Below are 12995 nucleotides of genomic sequence, written 5' to 3'. Positions count from 1 at the left end.
CCCGCCCTCCTTGAGCAGCACCCCGAGGTTGTTCATCGCGTCGGTGTCCCCGGCCTCGACCCCCTTCCGCCAGGCCTGCTCGGCGACGTCGTTCCGGTCGGCGGTGTAGGCGGTGATGCCGATGGTGACGTTGTCCTCATGCTCGGCCCAGTCGATGGCCGCCTGCCAGGCGGCCTCGGGGAGCGGTTCCTCGGCGGTGAGGTAGTCGAAAGCCCTCCAGCACCGGCCTGCGTGGTCGGTGGGGACCAGGAGTCCGGCGACTCCGCTGCGCACCTCGGTGGCCCATTCCCAGGCCGCATCGGCGCCCTCGGGGGCGGGCGGGGGCGCGGGCAGGTAGTGCTCGGCGGCCTGCTCGATCCGCTCCCTCGGCTGAGGGGCCGACAGTCCGGTGTCGGCCAGGTCCACCGCCGCGGCCACCAGCGCGAACCCGCGCGGGTGGCCGGCGTCCGGGGCGTGGCGCCAGGCCCGCTGCAGATCGGGGCCTGCGGCCAGGTACTCGGCCACCCCGAACGCCTCCTGGTCGGCCGCCTCTGCCAGGCGCTCGTCCCCGGCCGCGGCGGCGCGCTCCCGCTCCCCGGGCTTCCATATGCGCTCGAGCTCCAGAGCCGGGGCCTTGAGGACCTGGTAGCCCACGGCCTTGGCCCCGTCGGCAGTGGTGGCTGCGGGTTTGTACTTCTCCAGCTCGCCGAGGCGGATGGTGGCGGCCACGATCGCCCCGGCCGCCCCCAGCTCGTCGAGCAGCGGCAACTCCAGGCCGGCATAGGGAAGGCGGCGGTCCACGTCGTCCAGCCACACCACCCACCCGTCCGGCGCGGCTCCGGCGCGCTCGGCCAGCCAGGCGGGCAGGGGCCGCAGGTCGGCGTCCTCGGGCGGGGCCAGGAGCATCCGGTCGGGCAGGGTGCGCGCCACGGCTGCGGCCAGAGCACGGGTCTTCCCGGCGGTCGGGGGGCCGGCCACCAGCACCATGCCCCCGCGGGGAGCGGCGACCGCGGCCTGCAAGCGCCGGTCGAGGTCGGCGTCGGCGTCGCGGGGAACATACGGCGGCTGGTGGTCCCCCTGGGCGTCGGGGCGGGCGGCGTGCGCACCCAGCCGCGAGGGGTCGGCCTCCCGCGCGGCCACCGCCGTCTGCACCCACCCGGGCACAGGATCCACGCGCGGCCCGCCGACGGCCTGGTGGATGTTCACGTCGCCGTCGACCCGGCCGACCTGCACCGCGTTATCGGTATCGCTGGCGCGGTTCTCTACCCGTGGTCCCGCCGGCGGTCGGGGTGGGGGAGGAGCGTTCCGGCGCGGCCAAGCCATACCGAGGGCTGCGGCGGCCAGCACGAAGGATCCCGCCCCGGCGGCCCAGGACACCTCCTCCAGCCCGGGCAGCATGACCCCGGTTGCCACCAGCCCCGCGCATGCCAGCCCTGCGGCCACGGCGACCCACATCCACACACGCATGGGGCGATTCTTCCGGCCCGGCCGCCGCTACGCGACGCCCGGCCGCGACCGGCCCCAGCCGCCGGCCCCTCCCGTGGAGCCTCGAAGAGGCATCATCTCTGGGATGACAGGCGGGCGGGGGCACCCCCGCCGCGGCGGTGGTGCCGGGTGTGGGCGACCTGCCGCTTGACCCCCAGCGCCCGGCCCAGGTCGGTGTAGGAGGCTCCGGCCGCGCGGGCGGCGTCCATCGCGGCCCGCTCGCGCTCCTCCATCGCCCGGCGCAGCTCGCCGAGCAGCGCCACGGCCGCCAGGGCGGTGGGCCCGTCGGGCGCCTGTTCGGCCAGGGCGCGCTCGGCGGCGTCGGCCGCGTCCATGGTCGCCAGGCGCTCGCGCCAGGCCTGCGCGGCCTGCCAGCCCAGGTGCGGGGCGTAGCGGTCGGTCAGGTGCTCGATGGGGGTCATGGCCAGCGGGTCGCCGGCGTCGGCCGCGGTGCCGGCGTAGGGGCGCAGCAGCGCCGCCAGGCCGCCGGCCTCGCGCAGGTGCCGCGCGAGCGCGCCCGGCTCGCCGGCGGCGTGCAGCGGGGCCGAGGCGTCCAGGGCGTCGGCCAGGGCGCCGGTGCGCTCGTCGGGGGCGGTGGCCGGGTCGGGCGGCGCGGCCGCGGGGTCGGACCGCTCGTGCCCGGCGCGGCCCAGGGCCTGCAGGACGACGGCCAGGGCCGCCGCTCGGGGCCCCAGCCTCCGCTCCAGGCGGACCTCCCCGGCGGCCGGGCCCAGCTTCTCGGCCACCTGGCCGGGGGCGGGGCCGTCGGTCCACTCCCACCGCCAGCCGTCGCGGCGGTCGTAGCCGGGCTCGGTGTCGATGCCCAGCTTCTGGGCCGCCGCGCGGGCGCGGCGGCGGATCTCCTTCGCGTCCATGCTGTCACCATAAAGCTGACGCTCTCTAAGTGTCACCCTTATGGTGACGAGCTTGGGACAGAAAAGGCCCCCTCCGGTAGCCGTGGTACCGGAGGGGGCCTGGCGCGTTCAGGCTCTGCTGTTGTGCGACCAGCCCTTGCAGTCGCGGCCGTTGCGGTCCTGGTGCTTGAGGGGCCGGAAGGACTTGGAGGTCTTCACCCAGCGGTCGCAGCCGGGGCAGAGCATGGTGCGGCCGCGGGTCCGCGCGATCGCCGCCCCGGACGGCACCGCGCCCCTGGGGTCCGAGCCCCGGCACTCCTTCAGCGTGTAGGAGGCCCAGAAGTAGGTGTCGTTGATGAAGTGGCGCTGGCGGCTGCCGTCCTTGCGCAGGGCGACTCGGCGTTCGCAGTAGGGGCACACGCGGGCTGAGGGGGCCATTGCTCTCCTCCCGGGGGTCAGAGGTTCTCGCAGGCGACGATCAGGAGCAGGACGCCCAAGGCGACGGCGAACTCCCAGGGCCACGAGGAGAACTGTCCGGAGAAGTTGCGGGCCATGGCGGCCTCCAGAGGGGGAGCGGACACGACCTTTCATGGTGCGACGCGCCGGTGACATTCCGTGGGCGGTGGCAGGGTCCGGCCACCCGGACGCCGACCTCTTTCCAAGGGTGTACGAAGCTCCGTACAGTTTCATCTGTATGTAGTTATATACAGCAGAGGGGTTCCCATGGCGTTCTTCATCCAGCAGCTGCTCGACAAGGCCGGCGCCGACCTTCCGGCTCGCGACGAGGAGGCCCTGCGGCAGGACGGCGCCTCGCTGGAGCGCGACGCGCACATGCTCGCCTGGGCGCTGGCCGAGATCCGCCAGGGCCGCTGGGACGGGCGCCGCCGCGACCCGGACGACCCCGGCGGCGACCCCGGCGGCGACCCCGGCGCGGCCCAGCGCCAGCACATGGAGGAGGCGCTGCACGCGGCCGACCGCCTCGTCCCGCGCGCCGAGGCGCTTCGGGCCTGGGCGCTGCACGGGCTGCGCACCCACCACCACCGCTCCCATGCCGACATCGCCGACATGCTCGGCGTCCCGCGCTCGACCGCGGCGGCGCGCTGGCGCGCCCTGGAGCGCACGCCCCCGGAGCTGTGGGACTGGGCGCGGGGCACCCGGCCGGAGCCGCCCGCGTGCGACCTGGCCTCGGCGGGGGCCGTGGTCGTCGACAGCGGCGGGGCCATCCTGGCCGCCGAGCGGGCGCGGCCCCCGGTCGGGCTGGTGCCCGGGGCGGCCGGCCACGTCGACGAACACGGCGACGCCGAGCAGGCCGCGCGCGCCGAGCTGGCCGAGGAGGTGGGCGTGGGCCCCGACGGCCCCGGTCCGCGCCTGATCAGCCTGGACAACCCCGTCGGCGGGTGGCGGGCCAACCGGTGCCGCCGCCCGGTGCCCGCGGGCCGGACGCCCGGCCACCAGTGGACCGTCTACCGGGCCCTGGTCGAGCGGGCCGACGCGGTGGCCGCCGCCGAGGAGGTGGTCTCCTGGCGGTGGGTGGACGCCGAGGAGGCCCAGCGCCTGGCCGACCGGACCGTGGCCTGGGCCAAGGGCGCCGTCACCGACGCCGAGTTCAAGACCCGCCCCGGGTGGGAGCCGGTGTGGCTGCGGTGGCTGGCCGAGTACGGCCTGGTCGAGGCCGGCGGCGGCGACCTGGCGCGCGTGGAGGCCCTGGCCGAGCAGGCGCCCGCGGGGGCGGCATGACCGAGGTGGACGTGGTGGTCGCCGCCCTGGCTGTGGACGGCGGCCGCCCGGTCGTGCTGGTCGGCGGCGGTCGGCGCCTGCCGCGCGTGCCCCTGGGGCCCAAGACCCCGGGGGCGGCGGCCGCGGGCCTGGCCGAGCGGGTGCTGCCCGGCGCCCCGCCGCGCCGGGTGCGCCAGCTCGGCGCCTACGGCACCGGCCGCGCCCTCGACCTGGTCCACGTCGTCCTGGTGCCCGGCGGCGCCCCGACGGCGGATGGCCACGCCTGGTCGGCGCCCGACAGGGTGGCGGGTGAGGACCGCGCGGCCGCGGCGGCGGCCCGCGACTGGCTGGCCGAGGCGATCGGCTCCGAGACGCTCGCGCTGGACCTGCTGCCCGACGCGTTCACGGCCGCCGACCTGCGCCGGGTCTACGAAGCGGTCTGGTCCACGACGCTGGATGTGGCGAACTTCCGCCGGTGGGTGCGCGCCCAGGAAGGCGTGATCGCCGCGACCGGCGAGAAGCGAACCGGGGTCGGACGTCCGGCCGCGCTCTACACCCGCGCCCCCGACGCACCGCGGCGGCTCCGCCTCCCGCTGGCCCGGCCGGAGCCGGGGCCAGCGCCGTCCGGACACCGCGCCTAGCCGTCCTTTACGAAGTAGATTCCTTGAGGTCGTCGCAGTCCGGGAGGTCGGGCCGCTCGGCGCCCTTGAGCTTGAACAGCGGGGGGTCGTGGGCGGTGCTGGTCGCCGACAGCTCGCAGACCGTGCGCTCCTTGACCTCGGCGGAGGGCACGTAGGCGATGGTGCGGCTGTCCTCTTCGAGCAGGACGGTCCACTCCCCGCTCACCGAGAGCACGTAGGCGACCTGGGTCTTGCTCTCCTCGCCCTTCTTCTCGGTCGTGATCTCCTCCGGCGGCATCCACGGAAGCCGGACGGTGTGGGACAGGTGGGTGAGGCTGAAGGTCATGGAGTAGGCGTTCTGCACGAACATGAACGCGCCGACCATCAGGAGCAGGGGCACCAGGCGCGGGATCAGCCATGGGAGGAACCCGAAGACGAGGACGTCCAAGGGGCCGATGCTGACCTCTTCCTCCTCTGACTCCTCCTCTGGCTCCTCCTCCTTCTCAGGCTCTTCGGGCTCGATGAAGTAGAAGGCGTACCCGGACGGCGGCCACCTCTTCAGGGCACGAGCGACCCCGATCCACAAGGCGGCGAATCCCCCGATCCACACCAGGTCTGCGCGGGTGAGCAGGTAGTCCGCTCCCTGTGCGTCCAGTCCGGCGAACAGGCTGGTGATCTGCGTCCACACGCCCTCGGCCGCCTCGCGGAGGGTCTGCTGTGCCGGGGAGATGAGAAGGGCCGCGCCCCCGGCAAGGAGCGCGGAGCGCCAGCTGCGGATCGCGGCGAAGAACAGGGCCAGGGCCGGAAGATAGGCCGACAGGATCGGGATCATCGTGCCCAGCAGCGTGCTGATCGCCCCGACCGTCGAGGAGATGGTCATCGCCGTGGTGGTGTCGTAGTTGGCCACCAGCAGCAGTCGGCAGGCCGACAGGAACAGCAGGATGACCGGGGACAGCAGCCACCCTTTGAAGGAGCGGGAGAACTGGACTCGGGGACGGCGGCGGGGTTGGCTCACGCGGCTTCCCATCGACGGCTGAATCGCGCTGGGCAGTCAAACACCCCGCCACGACGCGGTTCGCCGCATATGCGGTGAGTGACCGACACCGGTCACCCTGTCCTCAGCGCGTCCAGCGGCGGGTGAGGGGGCGTCGGGCCGGAGTGCCCGGTCGCGCGTGCGGTCCGCCACCACAGACAGGGCCGCATCGCGCGAGCGGGTGCTCCGGGATGCGGGGGTCGATGGGGGCGGGAGCCCCCTCGTACCGCACATCCCTGCGCTGGCCTTGCGCTGCGCGGGCGGTGACACGGCTACGGCCCCGGACACGGTGCGTCCGGGGCCGTAGCGGTCGGGGGTCAGAGTTCGGGGGCCGGGGGTCCGGCCGACCGCTGGGGTGCGGGCGGGGTTGCCGGGGGCGGGGGCGCCGGGGCGGGCGGTTCGGGTGCGGCCGCGCGCTCAGGGGCCGGGGGCTGGGGCGCCGGGGCCGCGGCCTCGGCGGTTCGGGGCCCGGCCTGCGGGGCGTCCTGCCGGACGGGCTGCGCGGCGGGCGGCTCCGGGCCGCGCTCGGGCTCTGCCTCTGCGCTCTTCGCCTCGGGAGCGGCCTGCCGCTGCTGGGGTGCCGGTGCCTGCTGTTCGCGGGCGTCCGGCCTCCCGCGCTCCTGCTCGGTGCGGCGGGGGTCGGCCTCGGCGGCGCGGTCGCCGGCCTGCTTGCCGGTCTTGCCCCCGTCGTCGGCGGGCGCGGCGTCCCGGGCCTCGCGCTGTCCGTGGTCGGCGCGCTCGGCGCTGCGGTCCGGGTTCTCCAAGCGGTCGACCTGCTCTTCGAGGGCTCCGAGCAGCTCTTCCTGGAGCGCCTCGTGCCGGATGAGGCCCTTGTCGTCGTAGACGTCGTCGCGGATGCCGCTCTCGGCCTGGTCGGCGAGGTTCTTCACGGCCTGCTGCTCCAGCCCGGCCTCCAGCTCGTGGGCGGTGTCCGGGGCGGCCGTGTGGAGCCGGTCGTAGAGCCGCTCCATCTTGGTGGGCTCGCGCTTCTCCGGCGCGGGCCCGGCCTCCTCGCCACCCTTGGGGGAGATGACGGGCAGCTCGTCGGGCTCGCTGAAGGGGAAGTCGTACCACACGTGGTAGCTCCCCTGAGCGGGGGATTCGGTCAGGTTGGGCCGGGCGGCGGCCTGCGCGCCGGGGGCGGCGGGCCGCTGCTCGGCGCGGTCGTCGTGGTGCCTGTGCGGGGCGGTCTCGCCCAGGGCGGTGGTCTCCGGGCGGGCGGTGGCGCCCTCGCGTCCGCCGGCCTCGACGGCCTCGGCGGCGATGCCGTCCTGGGCCTCCCAGGCGGCCTGGTCCAGGTCGGCGGCCACGGCCTGGTCGATGGGCGCCTCGGGGGCCTCGCCGCGGTAGTACAGGTCGGCCGCGGTGTCGGCCTGCTCGCGGGCGGCGCCGGTGGTGTCGGGGTCGCCGTCCTGGTAGGCCCGGTCGTACCGGGCCCACTGGTCGCGCTCGTCCGCGGTGCGGGGCTCGTGGCCGCGGGCCCACCGGGTGAGCGGGTCGTCGTCGGCCTGCTTGGCGGCCTGGTGGGCCTGGGCTCCCTGGCGGTGCAGGTCCAGCACGTGGTCGCCGTCGCGGGCCTGGCGGTCGTAGCGGGCCCACTCGTGCCGGTCGGCCTCGTCGCGCGGCTGCTCGCCGCGGGCCCACCTTTCCTTGGGGGCGTCGCTGGCCAGGCGGGCGTCGATCTTCTGGCGGGTGCCGTCGGGGTCCTCGCGCTCGGCGGCGCGGACCTCGTCGCGCGCCATGAGCGCGGCCTCGCGCTGCCCGTTGAGCACGCCGGCCTGCTGCTGGGCGGCCTGGTGCTGTTCTTCGGCCTGGCGGGCGTCCCGCTCGGCGGCCTCGGCCTGGCGGCGGGCGGATCCGCGCCGCCACCACCGGGCACTCTCGGCCGCCTCGCGGGCGGCGTCGGCCTGCTCGCGGGCGGCCTGGGCGGCCTCGGCGCGCTGTCGGGCGGTGCCGGTGGCGGCCTCGCGGCGCTCGTCCAGGTCGGCGACCAGGCGGTGGGTGCCGCGCGCGGTCAGCGCGCTCTCGGGGACGGCCTCGACGATGTGCGCCGGTCGCTTGGGGGCGATGCCCTGCTCGTCGACCTTCCTGTTCATCTCCTGCTCCCAGCGGCGGGCGTCCTCGTCGCCCACGGCGGGCACCGGTCCGGGACGCGCTCCCGCAGTGCGCGCGGGTTCGTCGTCGCCGAACAGCAGCTCCGCCAGGCGGCGGAACAGCCCTTTCTCTTCTGCCATTTCTCCTCCATTCCTATCTAGCTAGCTTCCTAGCTAGTTGACAAGCTAGTAAGCTGGCTTGCTGAGTGCAACGGGGTTCGGGAGGGTGGCCGGTCTCGGCCGGTCAGACGGTGACGGTGGCGGCGACCAGGCCGACCACGGCCTGCTCGGCCGCGGCGGCGCGGTGCACGGCGGCGATGACGTCGGCGCCGAGGTGCAGGTCGATGTGGCCGGCGGCCAGGACGGCGCCGCCGAGGTCGGCCACCGCACGGGCCAGGGCGGGCCATGCGGCCATGTGTCCGTCGTAGAGGACGTGCTCGGCGGGGCCGGTGAGCAGGAGGCGGCCGCCGCCGAGGCGGGCGTGCCAGCCGGGGGCGGGGGTGGGGGCGGCGGGCAGCAGGCTGCGCCCGGGGCGGGCCAGGCCCATGCCCAGCAGCCGCTCGAGGGCCGCGTCGCGCACGTTGTCGGCCAGGCCGTCGGCGCCGACGTCGACCGCGATGAGGGGCAGGGGTGCGGGGGCGCCGGGGGCGGAGAGCAGGGCGGGCTGGGCGGTGGGCTCGATGGGCACACGGCCAACCTACAGAGGACGCCGCCCGGTGCCCTGTTGGACGGGGGCACCGGGCGGCAGGGGGCCGTGCCCGGCCTCATGGGCTGGGGAAGCGGGCGCGGCCGGTCTCGGTGGGCTGGTCGCGCAGGGCGGCCTCGAAGGCGGGCAGGTCCGGCTGGCTGATCGCGTTGTAGCCGACTGTGTCGGGGGTCCATGTGCCGGGGTTCCATCGGCGGGCCCAGAACCAGCGGGGGCGGCCCCGCTGCGGGCGGTGGCACCCGATTTCCCAGGTGTGGCCGTGCTCCTGGCGCAGGCGCTGCAGCTCGCGCTGGTCGGCCAGGGCGGCCTGGAGCACGGTGGGGTGGTAGACCGCCAGGTCGGGCACGCACGGGTGCGGCTCGAGCAGGCGCGCGGTCCAGATGCGGCGGGTCTCGGCGCCGTGGGCGCCGTTCTCGGTCGCGTTGCGCGTGTCGATGTGCCAGTGCCGGCCGTACTCGTCGCGCAGCTGCTGCAGCCGGTCGGCCAGCGGCGGTGTGGGGCTAGTGGGGGTGGGCACCGTCGCCTCGCAGGGCTCGCTGCACGTACAGGCGGCTCTCCAGCAGCTCGACGTGCTCGGCGGTGACCTCGGTGCGCAGCCCGGCGCGCTCCTGGCGGGCGTCGGGTTCCTCGGTGCGGTGCCGGGCCACCAGGCCGGCGCCGGTGCGCTCGATCCGCCAGTCGGGGTAGCGGCCGCGCAGGCGCTCCAGGTAGGCGTTCTCGTCCTCGGTGGTCAGGTGGCCGGAGAGCGTCGCGCGTTCGGCGGCGCGGGGGCGTGGGGGCATCGTCATCACCATCGGTATCTGGGCTGTGGCGATGACGCTACGAGGGGGCAAAACCCCTGGCCAGAGGCGGAGCGCGGCCCAAGTGCCGCGCTCCCGGCGGGGTCCGACAGATTCCTGTCGGGTGGTCAGGCGGCCACGCCCAGGTGCGCCGCCAAGGTGGCGACCTGGGGGCTGATGCGCTTGGGGCGCGCCTCGCACATGTCGGCAACGACCTGGTAGGCCTCGTTCTGGCGGCGCATCCATTCGGGGGAGCGCTGCATGACCTGGGTCATGGTGCGGGTGGCGGCGTCGATGTCGCCGGTGCGGACCTGGGCGTGGGCGACGTCCAGGTGGTGGCGTTCCCAGTTGATGGGGGTGACGTCGCCGACGCGGCGCCGGTCGGGCAGGCGCTCGGCCAGCTCGAGCGTCAGGTCGGGCTCGTCGCGGATGAGCGCGAACTCGGCCTGCTTGAGCGCCATGGTCAGGGGTCCGAAGGTCGCCCAGGAGTCCACCTCCCTGCCCAGGGCGGAGGCGGCGGCGTCGGCCATCTGCATGTGCTCCTTGGCACCGTCGGGGTCGTTGTCGCGGATGGCGGCCGCCGCGGCGCGGAAGTGCAGGTTCCCCCACGCCGCAAGCTCCGACGAACCCGCGGTGGACATGCGTGGTTCGACCTCGTCGGCGGTGGCGGTGCACAGCCGCACGCACTCGGCCAGGCGCCCCTGCCGGGTCAGGGCCCAGCCCTGGCCGTTGATGGCGACGGCGGCCAGGGTGCGGTCGCCGGCGGTGGCGGCGTCGCGGATGCTGGCGCGCAGCGCGGCCAGGGCATCGGAGAGCATGCGCACCTGGGTGAGGTAGCGGCCGGCCATCTGCAGGGCGACCGCCCGGGTGCGGTAGGCCTGGTCGGTCTCCAGCTCGGCGACGGCGCGGTGGGCCTCGGCGATGACGGAGGGCAGCATCTCGGCGACGTCGTCGTAGCGGTCGCCGCGGTAGCTGGTCTCGATGCGCTGAACGGCGGTGGCGATGGCCTCCAGGTCGACGGGTCCCTCGGCGGCGGCCTCTTCCAGCAGCGGGGTGCCGGTAATGCCCACGGGCGGGGTGATCACCGCGCGCAGGCGGGCCAGGGCGTGGTGGTCGGGCTGGGCGTCCAGGCGCGGGGTGATCGCCCGGTCGGAGTAGAGGTCGCTGGTGGAGACCTCCAGGGCGCGGGCGATGGCGTGGAGGGTGGCGGTGGTGACCTGGCCACCGCGTTCGGCTTTGCCGACGGTGGTGGGGGACAGGCCGGCCTGTTCGGCGAGGTGTTCCTGGCTCCACTGGCGGTGGCGCCGCAGGGAGCGGATGTTGGTCGGTACGGCTGTGCTCATCGGCGCACCCATCCTGTCTGCTGGGGGTTCCTGTTCCCCAGGCTAGACAGCGCCGCCGCGCGGCGGGGGAGTACGGGCGCGCCCGCGGGATCGGATCAGCCCGGCGTGGCGAAGGAGGGCAGGCGTGCGGCCGCGGTGCTGCCATCCTTGGTGCAGAAGACCTCGTGAGGAGACGGCGATGAGTGATGCCCCAGCAGATCTGAAGGTGCCGGATTCGGCGCTGGTGAACAGCGGTGAAGTGGTCGCGGTGATCAATCAGAAGGGCGGCAGCGGGAAGACCACCACCGCGGTCACCCTCGCTGCTTACCTGGCCTCGCAGGGCGTGCCGGTCGACCTCGTGGACGCCGACAAGCAAGACGGGTCGGCCACCGAGTGGCTGCCACCGCAGTGGGAAGAGGTGCCCATCCGCCGCCGCTGGGACCTGAGCCACGTGCTGCTTGAGGAGACCGACTACGACTCGGCGCTATGGCCGACGGACGTGGAAGGGCCCCTGAGCATCCTGCCCTCCTTCGAGTCGCTCGAGCAGTTCGAGCTGAAGCAGGCCGGCGGCAAGGACTTCCTTCTGCAGGAGGCGATGGAGAACTCCAAGCGCCGTGTGGGGGTGACCATCATCGACGCCCCGCCGAACCTGGGGCAGGTGACCTTCACCTGTCTGGCCGCCGCCTCCGCGGTGATCATCCCGACCCGGATCGGCGGGCTGGACATGAAGGGGGTGGCCCAGCTGAACAAGACCGTGTCGCGGGTGCGGCGGCTGAACCCCAAGCAGCGCACGGTCGCCCTGCTGGTGGTCGACCGGCAGAAGTCGAACCTCACCGATGATGTGGCCGACCAGCTGGCGGCGGACTACCCCGAGGCGCTCCAGGGCTCGATCAGCCACACGGTGCGGGTGGGGGAGGCCCCCTACGCCCAGGAGCCGCTGACGACCTTCGCGCCCTCGTCCAACGCGATGCAGGACTATAAGGCCGTGGCCGACGCTCTGTTCGCCCCGGTCCTGCAGGAGTGGGCCAGTGAGTAAGAAGAAGCGCCGGTACGCGGTGCCCTCGACCCGTTCCAGCACTTCCGAGCAGGCGGCCGAGCAGGTGGCCGAGGACAGCGAGAGCCTGATGGAGGGGGCGTTCCAGGACCGGCGGCAGGCCTCGGTGGTGCCGCCGGTGAAGCGTCCGCTGGTGGAGCTGGTGGGCAACCCGCTCAACGACCGCGACGACCTGGGCGACATCGACACGCTCGCCGAGAGCATCCGCGACCGGGGGCTGCGCCAGCCGGTGACGGTGATGGTGCGTGAGCACTTCGTCGATCTGTATCCGGACCTGGAGCCCAAGCTCGGGGACGCGTCCCTGGTGGTGGTGCACGGCAACCGCCGCCTGGCCGCGGCCGAGAAGATCGGGCTGAAGGAGATCGAGGTCTTCTTCGCCCGGGGGCCGTCCGACGCTGGTGAACTGCGCGCGGACGTGCTGATCGAGAACCTGCACCGCAAGAACCTGGAGCCGCTGGAGGAGGCGCGCGCAGTCCAGGATCTGGTGCGCATCCTCGGGTCGAACGCTGCAGCGGCCCGGGCACTGAACATGTCGAAGGTGTGGGTGGGCCAGCGGCTGGCGCTGCTGAACCTGGTGCCGGAGCTGCAGGAGGCGCTGCGCGGCGGTGAGCTGAAGATCAAGGAGGCCCGGCGGCTTGGCGCTCTTCCCGAGCAGGAGCAGCTGGCCGAGTGGGAGCGTGGGGTAAACCCGGTTTACCCCACGCCGGGTTCACCCTCCAGACCGTCGTCAGACGGGGGGGTAAACCCGGTTCACTCCGATGGCGCCGAGGGGGCCTCGTCGGCCGGTGAACAGGACGGGGGCGAAAGGACGGGGGCGTCGCCGGCGCCTGCCGCTCCGGCTGCGGGCGGCTCGTCCGGCAGCGCTGCTGTGCGCCCTGTTCAGCTGACGCTGTCGTTCGAGTGGTCGGAGAGCAGCGATGGCCAGAGTGCCGCTGAGGAAGTCGCGGAACGCATCTACCAGGGGCTGGGGCAGCTCGGTTCCGCCGAGCGCGACGCGGTCCTCGACGCTTTGAAGGCGCGGCGCTGACACCGACATGAGGAGGCCCCGGCCGTTCGGCCGGGGCCTCGTGCGCTCAGGAGCAGTTGACGTGCTGCCAGTTGCCCTGCGGGTCCGATGGCGAGTACCACTCGTCGCAGACTTCGCAGTAGCGGAGGCGAAGGGGGCGGGTCAGGGCCTTGAGCAGGTTCTTCATCGCTGGCCCCCTCAGATCCGCACGTGCAGCGGGTTGACGACGCAGTACCAGCCGCGGGCGCCGCCGGCGTCGGTGTAGGCCATCGGCTGGCCGCAGCAGGCGGGGGCCGCGTGCGCGGTGGCCAGGGCGCGCAGCAGGGCTCGGGGGTCGAGATACATTGG

General features: G+C 74.5%; 15 protein-coding genes. 4 read left to right on the top strand and 11 right to left on the bottom strand.

Annotated elements, in window-relative coordinates; all coding sequences use genetic code 11:
• The 4 genes from C892_RS29800 to C892_RS32705 all read right to left on the bottom strand — a co-directional run.
• On the bottom strand, window positions 1-1446 hold a 1446-nt coding region (locus tag C892_RS29800), incomplete at its 3' end, for a sel1 repeat family protein (RefSeq protein WP_152513495.1).
• 92 nt (window positions 1447-1538) lie between these two features.
• Window positions 1539-2339 (bottom strand): hypothetical protein, encoded by an 801-nt coding sequence (locus tag C892_RS29795; protein WP_017559886.1) that lies wholly within the window; start codon window positions 2337-2339, stop codon window positions 1539-1541.
• A 108-nt stretch (window positions 2340-2447) separates the two neighbouring features.
• Window positions 2448-2756: a hypothetical protein gene (locus C892_RS0127780; protein WP_017559885.1), complete on the bottom strand. Its 309-nt coding sequence runs from the start codon at window positions 2754-2756 to the stop codon at window positions 2448-2450.
• 17 nt (window positions 2757-2773) lie between these two features.
• Window positions 2774-2899: a hypothetical protein gene (locus tag C892_RS32705; RefSeq protein WP_017559884.1), complete on the bottom strand. Its 126-nt coding sequence runs from the start codon at window positions 2897-2899 to the stop codon at window positions 2774-2776.
• Between the two features lie 142 nt (window positions 2900-3041).
• Between C892_RS32705 and C892_RS30220 the strand changes: the two genes are divergently transcribed.
• Entirely contained in the window at window positions 3042-4055 is a 1014-nt protein-coding gene (locus tag C892_RS30220) for an NUDIX hydrolase (RefSeq protein ID WP_017559883.1), read from the top strand.
• Window positions 4052-4675: an NrtR DNA-binding winged helix domain-containing protein gene (locus tag C892_RS30215; protein ID WP_017559882.1), complete on the top strand. Its 624-nt coding sequence runs from the start codon at window positions 4052-4054 to the stop codon at window positions 4673-4675. Before C892_RS30220 ends, C892_RS30215 begins: the two co-directional genes overlap by 4 nt.
• A gap of 7 nt (window positions 4676-4682) precedes the next feature.
• Here the strand turns inward: C892_RS30215 and C892_RS0127760 are convergent, their stop codons facing one another.
• The 6 genes from C892_RS0127760 to C892_RS0127735 all read right to left on the bottom strand — a co-directional run bounded on the left by C892_RS0127760 (window position 4683) and on the right by C892_RS0127735 (window position 10608).
• Window positions 4683-5669 carry a hypothetical protein gene (locus C892_RS0127760; protein WP_017559881.1) on the bottom strand — a complete coding sequence of 329 codons (987 nt, stop codon included), beginning with the start codon at window positions 5667-5669 and terminating at the stop codon, window positions 4683-4685.
• 335 nt (window positions 5670-6004) lie between these two features.
• Complete coding sequence (locus C892_RS0127755; RefSeq protein ID WP_017559880.1) at window positions 6005-7921, bottom strand: hypothetical protein; 1917 nt, start codon at window positions 7919-7921, stop codon at window positions 6005-6007.
• Between the two features lie 103 nt (window positions 7922-8024).
• The gene (locus C892_RS0127750; protein WP_017559879.1) at window positions 8025-8468 is read right to left on the bottom strand and encodes a hypothetical protein; all 444 of its coding nucleotides are present in this window, start codon (window positions 8466-8468) and stop codon (window positions 8025-8027) included.
• Between the two features lie 76 nt (window positions 8469-8544).
• On the bottom strand, window positions 8545-9003 hold the full coding sequence (locus tag C892_RS0127745) for a hypothetical protein (protein ID WP_017559878.1): 459 nt from the start codon (window positions 9001-9003) through the stop codon (window positions 8545-8547).
• Window positions 8987-9268: a hypothetical protein gene (locus C892_RS0127740; protein ID WP_152513494.1), complete on the bottom strand. Its 282-nt coding sequence runs from the start codon at window positions 9266-9268 to the stop codon at window positions 8987-8989. The genes C892_RS0127745 and C892_RS0127740 overlap by 17 nt, the downstream gene beginning before the upstream one ends.
• Before the next feature lie 125 nt (window positions 9269-9393).
• Entirely contained in the window at window positions 9394-10608 is a 1215-nt protein-coding gene (locus C892_RS0127735) for a helix-turn-helix domain-containing protein (RefSeq protein WP_017559876.1), read from the bottom strand.
• Window positions 10609-10786: 178 nt separating this feature from the next.
• Here C892_RS0127735 and C892_RS0127730 point away from each other — a divergent pair, with 178 nt between their 5' ends.
• Both C892_RS0127730 and C892_RS30210 read left to right on the top strand, forming a co-directional pair.
• Window positions 10787-11623: a ParA family protein gene (locus tag C892_RS0127730; RefSeq protein WP_083934492.1), complete on the top strand. Its 837-nt coding sequence runs from the start codon at window positions 10787-10789 to the stop codon at window positions 11621-11623.
• On the top strand, window positions 11616-12668 hold the full coding sequence (locus tag C892_RS30210) for a ParB/RepB/Spo0J family partition protein (RefSeq protein WP_017559874.1): 1053 nt from the start codon (window positions 11616-11618) through the stop codon (window positions 12666-12668). The genes C892_RS0127730 and C892_RS30210 overlap by 8 nt, the downstream gene beginning before the upstream one ends.
• Before the next feature lie 177 nt (window positions 12669-12845).
• Here C892_RS30210 and C892_RS31675 read toward each other — a convergent pair whose 3' ends face one another.
• Window positions 12846-12992 carry a hypothetical protein gene (locus tag C892_RS31675; protein ID WP_017559872.1) on the bottom strand — a complete coding sequence of 49 codons (147 nt, stop codon included), beginning with the start codon at window positions 12990-12992 and terminating at the stop codon, window positions 12846-12848.
• Window positions 12993-12995: the final 3 nt, after the last annotated feature.

Origin of the sequence: Nocardiopsis baichengensis YIM 90130 (assembly GCF_000341205.1) — a bacterium.
In the GTDB taxonomy this organism is placed as follows: Bacteria; Actinomycetota; Actinomycetes; order Streptosporangiales; family Streptosporangiaceae; genus Nocardiopsis_A; species Nocardiopsis_A halophila.
Note: the sequence above shows the minus strand (reverse complement) of the source record. Positions and strands in the feature narration are given on the sequence as shown.